The organism is Bacillus sp. PSXD-155, assembly GCF_049310765.1.
Taxonomy (GTDB): domain Bacteria; phylum Bacillota; class Bacilli; order Bacillales; family Bacillaceae_G; genus Bacillus_A; species Bacillus_A cereus.
This window is the reverse complement of the sequence record NZ_JBMOWC010000034.1, coordinates 32,035-47,396: the sequence shown is the minus strand read 5'-3', so window position 1 is coordinate 47,396 and position 15,362 is coordinate 32,035. Positions and strand designations below refer to the sequence as shown.

Genomic DNA, 15,362 nt, shown 5'->3' with positions numbered 1-15,362 from the left:
GTCTATTCTTTCTTTATAAAATATAAGAATTATTTTCAAAAAATTGTATTGTTACAGTAAGAAAAGTGTAGGAAACTTATCATTATAAAATAAATTGAAATCTTCTAAAAACTCTGATACATTGAAATAGAAATGTAGTTTCACAATATTGTAAAGGCTTACAGTTATGTGCACGAAGATCTATTAGGATTGGAGGAAATAATGATGAAAGCTGAAGAAAAATTTTCCCCGGGATTAGATGGTATAGTGGCAGCGGAGACGAAAATCTCGTTTCTTGACACAGTAAAAGGTGAAATTGTAATTCAAGGGTATGACTTAATCGAACTCTCAAAAACAAAAGAGTATTTAGACATTGTGCACCTTTTATTGGAGGAACACCTACCGAATGAAGATGAAAAAGCAACACTTGAAAAGAAATTAAAAGAAGAATATGCAGTACCAGAAGGTGTATTCAACGTACTAAAGGCATTGCCTAAAGAGACGCATCCCATGGATGGATTACGTACAGGTGTGTCAGCGTTAGCTGGTTACGATAATGATATCGAAAACCGCTCGTTAGAAGTGAATAAAAGCCGAGGGTACAAGCTGTTAAGTAAAGTGCCAAACATTGTAGCGAATAGCTATCATATTTTAAATAATGAGGAGCCAATTGAACCTCTTAAAGAATTATCTTATAGTGCGAATTTCTTCTATATGTTAACTGGTAAAAAACCAACTGAACTTGAGGAAAAGATCTTTGATCGTTCCCTTGTTTTATATAGTGAGCATGAAATGCCAAACTCTACATTTACAGCTCGCGTTATTGCATCAACACAATCAGATTTATACGGTGCTTTAACAGGTGCAGTTGCATCTTTAAAAGGAAGTTTACATGGCGGTGCAAATGAAGCGGTTATGTACATGCTTTTAGAAGCTGGTAATGTTGAGAAATTTGAAGAGTTATTACAGAAGAAATTATATAACAAAGAAAAAATTATGGGCTTTGGACACCGTGTTTATATGAAGAAGATGGATCCAAGAGCACTTATGATGAAGGAAGCTTTAAAACAGTTATGTGATGTAAAAGGTGATTATACACTATATGAAATGTGTGAAGCTGGAGAAAAGATTATGGAAAAAGAAAAAGGAATTTATCCAAATCTTGATTATTATGCAGCTCCAGTATATTGGATGCTAGGTATTCCAATTCAACTTTACACACCTATCTTCTTTAGCTCTAGAACAGTGGGATTATGTGCGCACGTTATTGAGCAACATGCAAATAATCGTTTGTTCCGTCCGCGTGTAAATTATATTGGCGAGCGACATGTACTTAGTAAATAAGAACAACTGGGGAGTTGTTAGCACCGCCCGCCAGATGGGTGTTTGACCGACACCCATCATTAATAATAACGAATTTTCGACAGAAAGGGAAGGATAGCATGATTAAAACAAATGAAATTAAGCAAAAAGATGCATTATTAGAAGAGATTACGGATTATGTATTAAATAAAGAGGTTACTAGTGCAGAAGCATTCAGTACAGCTCGTTACGTATTACTTGATACACTTGGATGTGGAATTTTAGCATTACAATATCCAGAATGTACGAAATTACTAGGACCAGTTGTGCCAGGAACAGTCGTGCCAAATGGTACACGTGTACCAGGTACGTCTTATGTACTAGATCCAGTAAAAGGTGCATTTAATATCGGATGTATGATCCGTTGGTTAGACTATAACGATACTTGGCTTGCAGCAGAGTGGGGACATCCATCTGATAACCTAGGCGGAATTTTAGCGGTCGCAGATTATATTAGCCGTGTTCGTATTTCAGAAGGAAAAGAAGCTTTAAAAGTACGTGAAGTATTAGAAATGATGATTAAAGCACATGAAATTCAAGGCGTGCTGGCTTTAGAAAACAGCTTAAACAGAGTTGGTCTTGACCATGTATTATATGTAAAAGTAGCAACAACTGCAGTAGTTGCGAAAATGCTTGGCGGAACACGTGAAGAAATCTTTAATGCATTATCACATGCGTGGATTGATAATTCTAGTCTTCGTACATATCGTCATGCTCCAAATACGGGCTCACGTAAATCATGGGCTGCAGGTGACGCAACGAGCCGCGGTGTTCATCTTGCAATGACTGCTCTAAAAGGTGAAATGGGTTATCCAACAGCATTATCTGCGCCAGGATGGGGATTCCAAGATGTATTATTCAATAAACAAGAATTAAAATTAGCAAGACCACTAGAGTCATATGTAATGGAAAATGTATTATTTAAAGTGTCATATCCAGCAGAATTCCATGCACAAACAGCTGCAGAATGTGCAGTGAAGTTGCATCCGGAAATTAAAGAGAGATTGGATGAAATTGACCGCATTACAATTACAACTCATGAATCAGCAATTCGTATTATTGATAAAGAAGGTCCATTAAATAACCCAGCTGATCGTGATCATTGCTTACAATACATTACGGCAATTGGTTTATTAAAAGGAGATATCGTTGCAGACGATTATGAAGATGCAGTAGCAAACGATCCACGTGTAGACGAATTACGTAATAAGATGGTTGTTGTTGAAAACAAACAGTACAGTTTAGATTACCTTGACCCGAACAAGCGCTCAATCGCCAACGCTGTTCAAGTTCACTTTAAAGATGGCACAGTAACAGAAAATGTGGAATGTGAATATCCACTTGGTCACCGTTTCCGTAGAGACGAAGCAATTCCAAAAGTTGTTCAAAAATTCACTGCAAATATGGCAGGTCATTATTCTAGTAAGCAACAAGAACAAATTCATGAAGTTTGTTTAAATGAAGAAAAGCTAGAAAATATGAATGTAAATGAATTTGTAGATCTATTCTTAATTTAATAATAGGGGGAATTTAGAATGGCTTGGGTTGTGAAAAAGCAGTCAACACAAGAGGAGCTTGCGAATCGATTCCGAGCTTTAGTAGAAGCAAATGAAATTTTGCAAATTCCAGGTGCTCATGATGCAATGGCGGCTTTAGTTGCAAAAAATACAGGTTTTTCAGCTCTTTATTTATCAGGAGCTGCTTATACTGCAAGTAAAGGCTTACCAGATTTAGGTATCGTGACGTCTACTGAAGTGGCTGAGAGAGCAAGAGATTTAGTAAGAGCTACAGACTTACCTGTTCTTGTTGACATTGATACAGGATTTGGTGGTGTACTAAATGTAGCGAGAACAGCTGTAGAAATGGTGGAAGCGAAAGTAGCAGCTGTCCAAATTGAAGATCAGCAATTACCAAAAAAATGTGGACATTTAAATGGTAAGAAACTTGTTACTACAGAAGAATTGGTTCAAAAAATTAAAGCGATTAAAGAAGTTGCACCGAGCTTATACATTGTAGCACGTACTGATGCTCGCGGCGTTGAAGGATTAGATGAAGCAATTGAAAGAGCAAATGCATATGTAAAAGCAGGTGCAGATGCAATTTTCCCTGAAGCGCTTCAATCAGAGGAAGAATTCCGTCTATTTAATAGTAAGGTAAATGCACCTTTACTTGCGAATATGACTGAATTTGGAAAAACTCCATATTATAGTGCAGAGGAATTTGCAAATATGGGCTTCCAAATGGTTATTTATCCTGTAACTTCACTTCGCGTTGCAGCGAAAGCGTATGAAAATGTGTTTACTTTAATTAAAGAAACAGGTTCTCAAAAAGATGCACTTTCTAATATGCAAACGAGAAGTGAATTATACGAAACAATTTCATATCATGACTTTGAAGAGTTAGATACTGGTATTGCAAAAACAGTATTATCAGAAGATCAATAGATCAAGCAGCGAAGGCGATGAAAATACATCTTTGGCAAAATAAAATGCTTGATGTGAAAAATCATCGCCTTCTATTTTCAAAAAAGATATTCCACTCATCGTAGACGAGCATAAGCAAAAAGCTATGAAAGCCGAATGATAGGGGGATACATATGGAGAAAACGAAGTTACCATGGGATGAATTTTTTTCACTCAATAAAGATATAAATCATACTTACTTTACACCAGAAGATTTTTCAGGTGATGAAGATTTAATCGCAAAAACGACAGAACAATTCGTTAAACAAGAAATTGTTCCACAAATGGAGAATATTGAACAACATAACTATAAAGTTTCTCGTCAATTATTTGAGAAAGCTGGGGAACTTGGATTATTAGGCATTGAGGTACCAGAAGATTATGGCGGGTTCGAGTTAGGAAAGGCTGTCTCAGGTCTTGTAGCAGAGAAAATGGGTTACGCTGGTGCGTTTAGCGTTTCTTTTAATATACACGCTGGTGTCGGTACATTGCCTTACATATATTATGGAACGAAAGAACAGAAAGAAAAATATTTACCGAAAATCGCATCGGGAGAATGGATTGGTGCTTATGCTTTAACTGAGCCAAATGCTGGTTCGGATGCATTAAGTGCAAAAACAAGCGCCGTATTGAATGAAGAGGGAACAGCTTGGAAGTTAAATGGTGAGAAGCAATGGATTACAAATGCTCATATGGCAGATGTATACGTTGTTTTTGCGAAGACAAATAAAGGAATGACAGCGTTTATTGTCGAAAGAACATGTGAAGGTGTATCTATTGGATTAGAAGAAAAGAAAATGGGGATTAAAGGTTCTTCAACAGCGACTCTTATTTTAGAAGATGTTGTCATCCCTGCTGAAAATGTTTTAGGGGAAGTTGGGAAAGGGCATCACGTAGCCCTTAATATTCTTAACTTTGCTAGACTTAAACTTGCTTTTGGAAATATTGGAACAGCAAAACAAGCAATTGGTTTGTCGGTTCAATATGGAAAAGAGCGAAAACAGTTCCAAACGGAATTAGTAGACTTTACGATGATTCAAGAGAAAATTGCAAATATGATCATTGCTACATATGGAGCAGAAAGTGCAGCTTATCGTACAGCAGGTGTAATCGATGAGGCAATTCATGAGAGCGATGAAGATCTTATGAAGAAAATGTCCCAATTTGCAATTGAATGTGCACTTAATAAAGTGAACGCTTCTGAAACACTTGCTTATATCGTAGATGAAGCTGTACAAATTCATGGTGGTTACGGTTATATGCAAGAGTATGAGGTAGAACGATTATATCGTGATGCTAGAATTAGTCGTATTTTTGAAGGAACGAATGAAATTAATAGATTAACAGTTGCCAAAATGTTAATGAAGCAAATCGAACAATTAGAAGATACTGAAGTAGAAAGTGATGTAGCAAATGTCGAAAGAAACCATCGTTACATTTTATTAGCGAAAAAATTGTTGAAACAATCTTTGAAAACGCTCTCTAAAACTCCAGGTCTAAAAATCGACCAAGAACAAGAATATTCACGTGTAATTTCAAATATGTTGACGGACGTGTACGTCATGGAATCAGCGTTTTTACGTACGAGAAAAGCGGTAAGTAAAAATGGTGAGGAAAAAGAACGTACGAAGCAACTCATAACGGATGTTATTTGTGAAGAAGGATACCGTAAAGTAGAAGAAGCAGCGATTTCTGTACTTTCGGCGGCTGTCACAGAAGAACAAGATAGACATGTGATTTTAGCTGAAATCCGTCAATTATTAGTACCTTTATACACGAACGTATTTACGAAGAAGAGAGAAATTGCGAAAGCTATTATAAATCGCGGGAAATATATTGTGTAAATAGGAGGAAAGCGATATGAAAAAGATTGGTTTTATCGGTTTAGGTAACATGGGTCTTCCGATGTCAAAAAATCTAGCTAAATCAGGTTACACAGTATATGGCGTGGACTTAAATAAAGAGGCAGAAGCGTCCTTTGAAAAAGAAGGCGGAATTATCGGTCTATCAATCTCAAAACTAGCAGAAACATGTGATGTAGTTTTTACAAGTTTACCTTCACCTCGCGCTGTTGAAGCGGTATATTTTGGAGCAGAAGGATTATTTGAAAATGGTCACTCGAATGTAGTTTTCATTGATACAAGTACGGTATCGCCGCAGTTAAACAAACAATTAGAGGAAGCTGCAAAGGAAAAGAAAGTAAACTTTTTAGCAGCACCTGTGAGCGGCGGTGTAATTGGAGCCGAAAATCGTACATTAACGTTTATGGTTGGTGGATCAAAAGAGGTATATGAGAAAACGGAATCTATCATGGGCGTTCTAGGCGCGAACATTTTCCATGTTAGTGAGCAGATTGATAGTGGTACAACTGTTAAGTTAATTAATAACTTATTAATTGGTTTTTATACAGCTGGTGTAAGTGAAGCTTTAACATTAGCGAAAAAGAACAATATGGATTTAGATAAAATGTTTGATATTTTAAATGTAAGTTACGGTCAAAGCAGAATTTATGAACGTAATTTTAAAAGTTTTATAGCACCTGAAAACTACGAGCCAGGATTTACTGTGAGCTTATTGAAGAAAGATTTAGGGTTTGCAGTTGACTTAGCTAAGGAAAGCGAACTCCATTTACCGGTAAGCGAAATGTTATTAAATGTATATGACGAAGCGAGTCAAGCTGGATATGGTGAAAACGATATGGCTGCTTTATATAAGAAAGTTAGCGAGCAATTAATTTCTAATCAAAAATAAATTATACAAAGGAGAGAATACAATGATTACAACTGAAATTAAACGAGTGAAAAATCACATTAACGGTGAGTGGGTTGAATCGACAGGTACGGAAGTAGAAGCAGTTCCAAATCCAGCGACTGGAAAAATTATCGCTTACGTTCCACTATCTCCAAAAGAGGATGTTGAAAAAGCTGTTGAAGCGGCAAAAGCAGCATTCGAAACATGGTCTAAAGTACCAGTTCCGAATCGTTCAAGAAATTTATATAAATATTTACAGCTATTACAAGAAAACAAAGATGAGCTTGCAAAAATCATTACGCTAGAAAATGGTAAGACGCTAACGGATGCAACAGGTGAAGTACAGCGTGGTATTGAAGCGGTAGAACTTGCAACATCTACGCCAAATTTAATGATGGGACAAGCGCTTCCGAATATTGCTAGCGGAATTGATGGATCAATTTGGCGCTACCCAATCGGAGTTGTTGCTGGTATTACACCGTTCAACTTCCCAATGATGATTCCATTATGGATGTTCCCACTTGCAATTGCTTGCGGTAATACATTCGTATTAAAAACATCGGAAAGAACGCCACTTTTAGCGGAGCGACTTGTAGAATTATTCTATGAAGCAGGTTTCCCAAAAGGCGTATTAAATTTAGTACAAGGCGGAAAAGATGTTGTAAATAGCATTTTAGAAAATAAAGATATTCAAGCTGTTTCGTTCGTTGGCTCTGAGCCGGTAGCTCGTTACGTATATGAAACAGGTACAAAACACGGAAAACGTGTACAAGCGTTAGCAGGTGCGAAAAACCATGCGATTGTAATGCCAGATTGCAATCTTGAGAAAACAGTACAAGGTGTAATTGGATCTGCATTTGCAAGTAGTGGAGAGCGCTGTATGGCATGCTCAGTAGTAGCAGTAGTGGATGAAATTGCTGATGAATTCATTGATGTATTAGTAGCAGAAACGAAAAAATTAAAAGTAGGCGATGGCTTTAACGAAGATAACTATGTTGGACCATTAATCCGTGAATCTCATAAAGAGCGCGTTTTAGGCTATATTAATAGCGGTGTAGCAGATGGGGCAACTTTATTAGTAGATGGCCGTAAAATTAATGAAGAAGTTGGAGAAGGTTACTTTGTAGGTGCGACAATCTTTGATGGCGTGAATCAAGAAATGAAAATTTGGCAAGATGAAATTTTTGCTCCAGTATTAAGCATTGTACGTGTTAAAGATTTAGAAGAAGGTATTAAACTAACAAATCAATCTAAATTTGCAAACGGTGCGGTTATTTATACGTCAAATGGTAAACATGCACAAACATTCCGTGATAACATCGATGCTGGTATGATCGGTGTAAATGTAAACGTTCCAGCACCAATGGCATTCTTCGCATTTGCAGGAAATAAAGCTTCATTCTTTGGTGATTTAGGTACAAATGGTACAGATGGCGTTCAATTCTATACACGTAAAAAAGTTGTAACTGAGCGCTGGTTTTAATATAGAGTAAACAGCCAAATCAGCTATTAAATGAAAACCACCACCACTATTAATAGTGGTGGTGGTTTTCATCTTGTTAATTATTTTTTTCAAAAGCTAGTTTAATACCAAATCCAATTAGGACGACTCCTGTTAGCCCTTGAATATAACGTTGCGTCTTTGGTTTTTTCATAAAAGCACTAATTTTATCAATTAAAAATATATAAAATGCAAACCAAATGACTGTTAAAACGAGGTAAGTAAGGCCCATTACAAGAAGTTGAATAAATGTATTATGATTTGGATTTAAAAATTGCGGTAAAAAAGTTAAAAAGAAGACTGCAACTTTAGGATTTAATAAATTTGTAAGAAATCCTTGGCGAAAGCAAGAAGTATGTTCGTTTTCATTATTCAAAGATAGATCATTTGTATCTAAGTTTTCTTTGTTTCTTACTGCTAAAAGGGCTTTAATACCGATATATATTAAATAGAGAGCCCCAACGTACTTGAAAATAGAAAATAAAAGAGCTGACTTTACAATAAGTGCAGAAAGACCAATTACAGCAGCTAAAGTATGAATTAATAGTGCAATACATGTACCAAACACTGTTTTCACTCCACCGATTTTACCAGCAACCAATGTGTTTTTCGTAGCCATTGCTGTATCTGGACCAGGTAAAATGATAAGGCAAATAGACATAATGATGAAAAGAAGATAATTTTCTATCATAGCCGCCCCTCCTTTTTATTTTTAGAATATTTGATTAAAATCAGTGTAGCACAAAAATGGATTTAATAAAATTAAATTTTATTAAAAATTATTAAATAAAAAAGGCTATATAGTAGCTGTAATTACACTACTATATAGCCTCGATTTTATCCCTGCGAGTAGTAAGATTTCCACCGCACAAGATTTAACTGGAGCAAAGAAGTTAGGTGGGGGATGAACAAAACACCCACTCATTACAGTTTCATTTTATGCATTAAGTAAATTAAAGAAACGATTCACATCTTCTTCTGAAACGTCACTTAACTGTTTATATTTATAATTCGGATTTTGATCTTTATCAACGACAACGGAGCGTACTCCTTCGAAGAAATCTTCATGTCTCATGAAGTTTTTAGCAAGTATAAGGTCCGTAGCGAAACATTCTTCAACGGATTTATCTTGTCCATCAATAAACTGTTTTAATGTTACTTTTAGTGAAATAGGTGATTTTGATAACAGTGTTTCTTTCGTTTTTAGAGCAAAGGAGCTTTCATCTTTCTCCAATGAATGGATGATTTCTTCAATTGTATCGTAAGCAAAATGTGAATTAATTACTTCTAATGAAGGAGTCAGCTCGCTTTCTAAGTTTGGAGCAGTTGCGAATGTACGAATAACTTCTTTTAAATTAGTATGTACATCAACTTCTTTATGCCAATTTACACTTTCAAGTTCAGTAAGAAACTCTGGTAATGAATCAGATGTCATAAAGTAATCAGCAGCATTAATAAATAATACGTCAGAAGCTTTTAAAATAGATGCTGTTAAAGCAACGAAGCGTCCTGTATATCCAGGTGCTTTATTTAAGAAATATGCAGCTCCGACGTCTGGGAAGAAGCCGATATTCATCTCTGGCATTGCCCATTTCGTACGTTCAGTTACAATGCGATACTTCGCACCATTTGTAAGACCGACACCACCGCCCATTACAATTCCATCTAAACAAGCAATAATCGGTTTTGTATATTGATAAATATATGTATCAATTTCATACTCTTCTTCAAAAAAACGTTCTGCATGTTGCAATGCCACTTCATTGGAACGCGCTTCATAAAGAGTTTTAATGTCGCCACCTGCACAAAAACCTTTTGTGCCAGCTCCTTTTAACACGATAAGTGCAATACGCTCATCGTGTTCCCACTCTTTAAGTTTTTGTCCGATAGGTTGTAACATGTCATAAGATAAAGAATTAAGTGCTTTTGGACGGTTTAAAGTAATTGTTGCAACGCCGTTTTCACTAACAGAAAATAAAACGTGTTCAGTCATAATGCATCCTCCCTTACATATCTTCTTATTCTTAATTCTTGATATGTACTGAAATGTCCTTTATAAATTTTGTCAAAAGTTGACGGTAAATATTAATTTGGTCACCGCATATTTTGACGAGTTATCTTTGCAGGATTTCAGAGACTGAGGGGGAATATTACAACATTACTGTAAGTGTAATTATTTGAAGTTATAATGATAAAAGCGCTATTATATAGGTGTGAATTGTTCATTATCAATTCTAAAAAGAGTGTTTGAAGAAAAAATGAATCGTACAATTGTAATAAAAAATTTTACACTGAATTAGAAATAGAGAAAGGAGAAATCGGAATGCCAGGACCTTTACTATTGTCGGTTATTATTTTGTCTTCTTTAATGATAGGGATAACGCAGTATTTTCATCATACAGATACGACAGAAGAAGTGAAGGATAAAGTACGTCTCGTATTTCCGATTTTTATAATATCTATTTCATTCTGTATTTTATTAAATAAAGATGGGTACATTGTCGCAGTGTTCTCATTTTTCGTCGCAATCGTTTTAATTACCGTTTTATATTATGTAATGAAAGACTTTATACAAAAATAAAGATGTCACAATAGGCATTTTTATTTTGGAGAAAATATAAAATTTCACATACCGTATTTTATATAAAATACATAAAACATATAACAATAGAAAAGTGTGTACTTTGCTGTGTATGTACTTGTCAATCTTGCATAGCCACTATACTATTAAAATGTAGAGATTATAAAAAGGGGTTGTATCTATCATGAAATTTGAGATGCACACAAAAATTATTTCAAATGAAAAAGAAGTAAGATTACATATTGAAGAAAATATATTTCAATTAATATTGGATGGTTATCACTTATTTACAATTCAAGAAATATTGCCTTTATATAAATCAAATGAAGAAAGAATTGGAAGTGCAACGATATTGAAGCTAGAGTGGGAGAACGGAAAAACTACAATAAACTATCAACTCGTTTCACTAAAATCAGTAAATTAAAAGGAGTAGAAAAATATGAAGTTATTTCATACAGCGGATTGGCATTTAGGTAAGCTTGTTCATGGCGTGTATATGACTGAAGACCAAAAGATTGTATTAGATCAGTTTGTACAGGCTGTTGAAGAAGAAAAACCAGATGCTGTAATTATTGCAGGGGATTTATATGACCGAGCAATTCCACCTACAGAAGCAGTAGACTTATTAAATGATGTGCTGCAAAAAATAGTTATTGATTTACAAACACCAGTTATTGCAGTAGCTGGTAATCATGATAGTCCGGATCGTATCCATTTTGGGAGTAGTTTAATGAAAAAACAGGGATTACATATTGCAGGCCAATTTCAATTCCCGTATGAACCTGTTGTACTAAATGATGAATATGGAGAGGTTCACTTCCATCTAATACCGTATGCAGACCCAAGCATAGTTAGACACGTGTTGAAAAATGAAGATGTACGTTCTCATGATGATGCGATGCGCATTTTTATGAATGAGCTCTCTGAAACAATGGATAAAGAAGCTAGACATGTATTTGTTGGACATGCATTTGTAACTTCTTCAGGAGAAGCGGAGGAGAATACAAGTGATGCAGAACGACCACTTTCAATTGGTGGTGCTGAATATGTAAATAGTCATTATTTTGATAAGTTTCATTACACAGCGCTTGGACATTTACATCAAGCGCATTTCGTACGTAATGAGACCATTAGATATTCAGGTTCACCACTTGCCTATTCAATTTCTGAAGAGAAACATAAAAAAGGTTATTACATTGTAGAACTGAATGAAACTGGTGAAGTAGCAATTGAAAAAAGGTTACTTTCACCACGTCGTAAAATGCGAACAGTAGAAGCGAAAATAGATGAATTATTACAGCACCCAGTAAGTGAAGATTACGTATTTGTAAAATTATTAGATGAAAACCCTGTCTTACAGCCAATGGAGAAAATACGATCTGTATATCCAAATGCAATGCACGTTGAAAGAGCGATGCAAAGGCGAGAACTCACAGATACAAATGAAGTAACGGTTTCAAGACATAAAACGGATGATTTATCTCTTTTAAAGGCTTTCTATAAAGAAATGAAAGGGTTAGATTTATCAGAAGAGAAAGAACGCCTATTTATAGATGTATTACAAACAGTGCAAGAACGGGAAGGTGAACGAGGATGAGACCGATTCAGCTTATTATGACAGCATTCGGGCCATATAAACAGAAAGAAGTAATCGATTTTGAATATCTTGGAGAACATCGTATTTTCGCTATTTCTGGGAATACGGGAGCTGGAAAAACAACGATTTTTGATGCGATTTGTTATGTGTTATATGGTGAGGCTAGTGGAGAAGAACGTAGTGATACGAGCATGCTTCGAAGTCAATTTGCTGATGATGATGTTTATACAAGTGTAGAACTAACCTTTCAATTAAAAGGGAAACGCTATGAAATAAAAAGACAACTTGGACATAAAAAACAAGGGAATAAGACCATTACAGGACATGCAGTAGAATTATATGAAGTTATTGATGGAGAAAACGTTCCAGCCGTCGATCGTTTTCATGTAACAGACGTAAACAAAAAAGTGGAAGATTTAATTGGGTTAAGTAAACATCAATTTAGTCAAATTGTTATGTTACCACAAGGTGAATTCCGAAAACTATTAACATCTGAGACGGAAAACAAAGAAGAGATTTTACGTCGTATTTTTAAAACGGATCGTTATAAATTAATGCGTGAGTTACTTGATCAAAAGAGAAAACAATGGAAAGATGTTTTACAAGAAAAACAAAAAGAGAGAGAGCTCTATTTTCGTAATGTTTTTAAATTACCAATCCGTGATGGAGCATTATTAGAGACATTAGCGGCACAAGAATATGTAAATACGCATCAAGTAGTAGAAGCGTTAGAACAAGAAACAACAGTGTATAAGGCAGAGGTTGAGCAATTACAAGTAGAACAAGATGTTCAAACGAAGCAATTAAAGGATGCAGAAACACGTTTTCATGCAGCAAAATCTGTAAATGAGAAATTTATAGATTTACAACAAAAGAATGAGAAATATAACACTTTACAAGAGAACCGTGCAGCAATTGAAAGGAAAGAAAAATCCTTTAAACGTGCGGAACAAGCAAAGCGCTTATTACCATTTGAACAATGGTATGAAGAAGCGATGCAAAATGAGCAGAAAGCTGAAAGTTTGTTAAAACAGATAATCGTCAAACAAGAACAGATAATGAACAGCTTTGAACTTGCTCAGGAGAAGTATGAAGTAGTAAAGAATAAAGAAGCTGAACGAGAAGAGGCTAAAAAACTTGTTCAAAGATTAGAAGAGTTACAAGCAATCATTGAATCATTAGCTGAGAGAAAGCTGAATTTACAAAATGCCGAAATTCAAATAGGGAAATTAAAAGAAAGTATGCAAAAGTTGGATCAACAACTAGAAGAGCATACAAGCCAAAAACAGAGAATGTCTGATGAATTGCAGCAATTAGAACAAGCACTTGAGCAATATGTAGCTAAAGTAGAAGAACTAACGAATATGCGAGAAGATGCAAAAGTTTTAAAGCAAGCATATGATGTTTGGCAAGAAAAACAAAAATTCGAGCAAGAAAAAGAAGTGGCAAATAATAAAATGCACGTGGCAGTTCTTGCATATGAAAATATGGAGCGCCGTTGGTTAAGTGAACAAGCTGGTATATTAGCTCTTCATTTACATGACGGTGCATCTTGTCCGGTATGTGGTAGTACGAATCATCCGCAAAAAGCTACAGAGCAAAGTAATGCGATCGATGAAAAAGAGTTAAACGATTTAAGAGATAAGAAGAACATTGCTGAAAAATTACATGTGCAAGTAGAGGAGAAATGGAATTTTTATCGACTACAATATGAACAAGTGATAGAAGAAGTTGTGAAACGTGGCTATAACTCCGAAAAATTAGTTGAAACATATAGTGCACTTGTTCAAAAAGGAAAACAATTAGCTGCAGACGTTAATACGTTAAAAGCAAGTGAAGAAACACGTAAGCAGATTGCTGCGAACATGAAAAGCGTAGAAGAAAAAATAGAAGAACTTCAGAAACAAAAACGAGAAGTGGAAACAATGCAGCACCGTACAGAAATGGAGTGTATGCAACTTCGTACGTCATATGAACATGATAAACGAAATATTCCAGAAAACTTACAAACAGTACAAGCTTGGAAAGCACAGTTTGACCAAGCTATGCAGGAACTTAGGTTAATGGAGGACGAATGGAAGAAAGTCCAGGAAGCGTATCAGCATTGGCAAAATGAAAATATACGTATTCAAGCAGAACAAAAAGGTGCTTCTAATCAATTTGAAAGTGCAAAATTAAAGAAAGAAGAGACTTTCGCACGCTTTATGAAAGAGCTAGAACAAAGTGGGTTTACAGATGAATTCACGTATAAAGAAGCCAAATTAAGCGATGCCGAGATGGAGATGTTACAAAAAGAAATTCAAGGTTATTATTCATCGCTTGAAGTGCTTGCAAAACAAATCGAAGAGTTAAACTCAGAATTAAAAGATAAAGAGTATATGGATATTACATCTTTAGGTGAACACATAAAAGAACTAGAAATTAATCTCGATATCATTAAAGAAAAACGTCAACGTGCGCAAAATGCGGTAACATATATTTCTGATTTACATGAAAACATTAGACGTATTGACGAACAAATTCACGAGGAAGAAAAAGCCTTCCAAGAACTTGTTGATTTATATGAAGTAATGAAAGGTGATAACGAAAGTCGTATATCATTTGAACGTTACATCTTAATTGAGTATTTAGAACAAATTGTTCAAATCGCAAACGAACGATTACGTAAATTATCAAATGGACAATTTTATTTAAAACGAAGTGAACGAGTTGAAAAAAGAAACCGCCAAAGTGGATTAGGCTTAGATGTGTACGATGCATACACTGGCCAAACACGCGATGTAAAAACACTATCCGGCGGAGAGAAATTTAATGCATCACTTTGCTTAGCTCTTGGAATGGCAGACGTCATTCAAGCGTATGAAGGTGGTATTTCCATCGAAACGATGTTCATCGATGAAGGGTTCGGTTCATTAGATGAAGAATCATTAACGAAAGCAGTAGATGCTTTAATTGACTTACAAAAATCAGGCCGATTTATCGGTGTCATTTCACACGTTCAAGAGCTGAAAAACGCAATGCCAGCTGTATTAGAAGTAACGAAGCAGAAGGATGGGTGTAGTCAGACGCGGTTTGTGGTGAAGTAACACCTGTAACCATCGATTTTTCCACTCGTTTTTTTTCGGAATT

Annotated in this window: 12 protein-coding genes; 10 read left to right on the top strand and 2 right to left on the bottom strand. The window is 35.4% G+C overall.

What is annotated here, in order from left to right; genetic code table 11:
• Nucleotides 1-201: 201 nt before the first annotated feature.
• From mmgD to ACO6VI_RS25275, 6 genes are all read left to right on the top strand, one after another.
• Nucleotides 202-1,323 carry a citrate synthase gene (gene mmgD, locus ACO6VI_RS25300; protein ID WP_001987369.1) on the top strand — a complete coding sequence of 374 codons (1,122 nt, stop codon included), beginning with the start codon at nt 202-204 and terminating at the stop codon, nt 1,321-1,323.
• A 98-nt stretch (nt 1,324-1,421) separates the two neighbouring features.
• Complete coding sequence (gene prpD / locus ACO6VI_RS25295; RefSeq protein WP_000598139.1) at nt 1,422-2,858, top strand: 2-methylcitrate dehydratase; 1,437 nt, start codon at nt 1,422-1,424, stop codon at nt 2,856-2,858.
• An 18-nt stretch (nt 2,859-2,876) separates the two neighbouring features.
• The gene (prpB, locus tag ACO6VI_RS25290) at nt 2,877-3,785 is read left to right on the top strand and encodes a methylisocitrate lyase (RefSeq protein ID WP_000312640.1); all 909 of its coding nucleotides are present in this window, start codon (nt 2,877-2,879) and stop codon (nt 3,783-3,785) included.
• A 152-nt stretch (nt 3,786-3,937) separates the two neighbouring features.
• Nucleotides 3,938-5,647, top strand: coding sequence for an acyl-CoA dehydrogenase family protein (locus ACO6VI_RS25285; protein ID WP_000415995.1), 1,710 nt, complete (start codon nt 3,938-3,940; stop codon nt 5,645-5,647).
• A gap of 16 nt (nt 5,648-5,663) precedes the next feature.
• The gene (locus ACO6VI_RS25280) at nt 5,664-6,554 is read left to right on the top strand and encodes an NAD(P)-dependent oxidoreductase (RefSeq protein WP_422424376.1); all 891 of its coding nucleotides are present in this window, start codon (nt 5,664-5,666) and stop codon (nt 6,552-6,554) included.
• Nucleotides 6,555-6,576: 22 nt separating this feature from the next.
• Entirely contained in the window at nt 6,577-8,037 is a 1,461-nt protein-coding gene (locus ACO6VI_RS25275; protein ID WP_000633344.1) for a CoA-acylating methylmalonate-semialdehyde dehydrogenase, read from the top strand.
• 76 nt (nt 8,038-8,113) lie between these two features.
• Here the strand turns inward: ACO6VI_RS25275 and ACO6VI_RS25270 are convergent, their stop codons facing one another.
• Nucleotides 8,114-8,746, bottom strand: coding sequence for a LysE family translocator (locus ACO6VI_RS25270; protein WP_000572348.1), 633 nt, complete (start codon nt 8,744-8,746; stop codon nt 8,114-8,116).
• Between the two features lie 246 nt (nt 8,747-8,992).
• Nucleotides 8,993-10,048, bottom strand: a complete 1,056-nt coding sequence (locus tag ACO6VI_RS25265; RefSeq protein ID WP_053564566.1) for an enoyl-CoA hydratase/isomerase family protein — start codon at nt 10,046-10,048, stop codon at nt 8,993-8,995.
• 330 nt (nt 10,049-10,378) lie between these two features.
• Between ACO6VI_RS25265 and ACO6VI_RS25260 the strand changes: the two genes are divergently transcribed.
• The 4 genes from ACO6VI_RS25260 (at nt 10,379) to ACO6VI_RS25245 (ending at nt 15,319) form a co-directional block, all read left to right on the top strand.
• Nucleotides 10,379-10,636, top strand: coding sequence for a hypothetical protein (locus ACO6VI_RS25260; RefSeq protein WP_001119409.1), 258 nt, complete (start codon nt 10,379-10,381; stop codon nt 10,634-10,636).
• 184 nt (nt 10,637-10,820) lie between these two features.
• Nucleotides 10,821-11,060, top strand: coding sequence for a DUF2584 family protein (locus ACO6VI_RS25255; protein ID WP_000667344.1), 240 nt, complete (start codon nt 10,821-10,823; stop codon nt 11,058-11,060).
• Between the two features lie 15 nt (nt 11,061-11,075).
• Entirely contained in the window at nt 11,076-12,233 is a 1,158-nt protein-coding gene (locus tag ACO6VI_RS25250) for an exonuclease SbcCD subunit D (protein ID WP_000765150.1), read from the top strand.
• Nucleotides 12,230-15,319, top strand: a complete 3,090-nt coding sequence (locus ACO6VI_RS25245; RefSeq protein ID WP_422424372.1) for an AAA family ATPase — start codon at nt 12,230-12,232, stop codon at nt 15,317-15,319. The genes ACO6VI_RS25250 and ACO6VI_RS25245 overlap by 4 nt, the downstream gene beginning before the upstream one ends.
• The last annotated feature ends 43 nt before the right edge of the window (nt 15,320-15,362 follow it).

Excerpts from the sequence above, each read along its gene's own strand:
- ACO6VI_RS25260 (WP_001119409.1), top strand. The coding sequence starts at position 10,379 with ATGCCAGGACCTTTACTATTGTCGGTTATTATTTTGTCTTCTTTAATG.
- ACO6VI_RS25265 (WP_053564566.1), bottom strand. The coding sequence starts at position 10,048 with ATGACTGAACACGTTTTATTTTCTGTTAGTGAAAACGGCGTTGCAACA.
- ACO6VI_RS25245 (WP_422424372.1), top strand. The coding sequence starts at position 12,230 with ATGAGACCGATTCAGCTTATTATGACAGCATTCGGGCCATATAAACAG.
- prpB (WP_000312640.1), top strand. The coding sequence starts at position 2,877 with ATGGCTTGGGTTGTGAAAAAGCAGTCAACACAAGAGGAGCTTGCGAAT.
- ACO6VI_RS25250 (WP_000765150.1), top strand. The coding sequence starts at position 11,076 with ATGAAGTTATTTCATACAGCGGATTGGCATTTAGGTAAGCTTGTTCAT.
- ACO6VI_RS25270 (WP_000572348.1), bottom strand. The coding sequence starts at position 8,746 with ATGATAGAAAATTATCTTCTTTTCATCATTATGTCTATTTGCCTTATC.
- ACO6VI_RS25275 (WP_000633344.1), top strand. The coding sequence starts at position 6,577 with ATGATTACAACTGAAATTAAACGAGTGAAAAATCACATTAACGGTGAG.
- mmgD (WP_001987369.1), top strand. The coding sequence starts at position 202 with ATGATGAAAGCTGAAGAAAAATTTTCCCCGGGATTAGATGGTATAGTG.
- ACO6VI_RS25285 (WP_000415995.1), top strand. The coding sequence starts at position 3,938 with ATGGAGAAAACGAAGTTACCATGGGATGAATTTTTTTCACTCAATAAA.
- prpD (WP_000598139.1), top strand. The coding sequence starts at position 1,422 with ATGATTAAAACAAATGAAATTAAGCAAAAAGATGCATTATTAGAAGAG.
- ACO6VI_RS25280 (WP_422424376.1), top strand. The coding sequence starts at position 5,664 with ATGAAAAAGATTGGTTTTATCGGTTTAGGTAACATGGGTCTTCCGATG.
- ACO6VI_RS25255 (WP_000667344.1), top strand. The coding sequence starts at position 10,821 with ATGAAATTTGAGATGCACACAAAAATTATTTCAAATGAAAAAGAAGTA.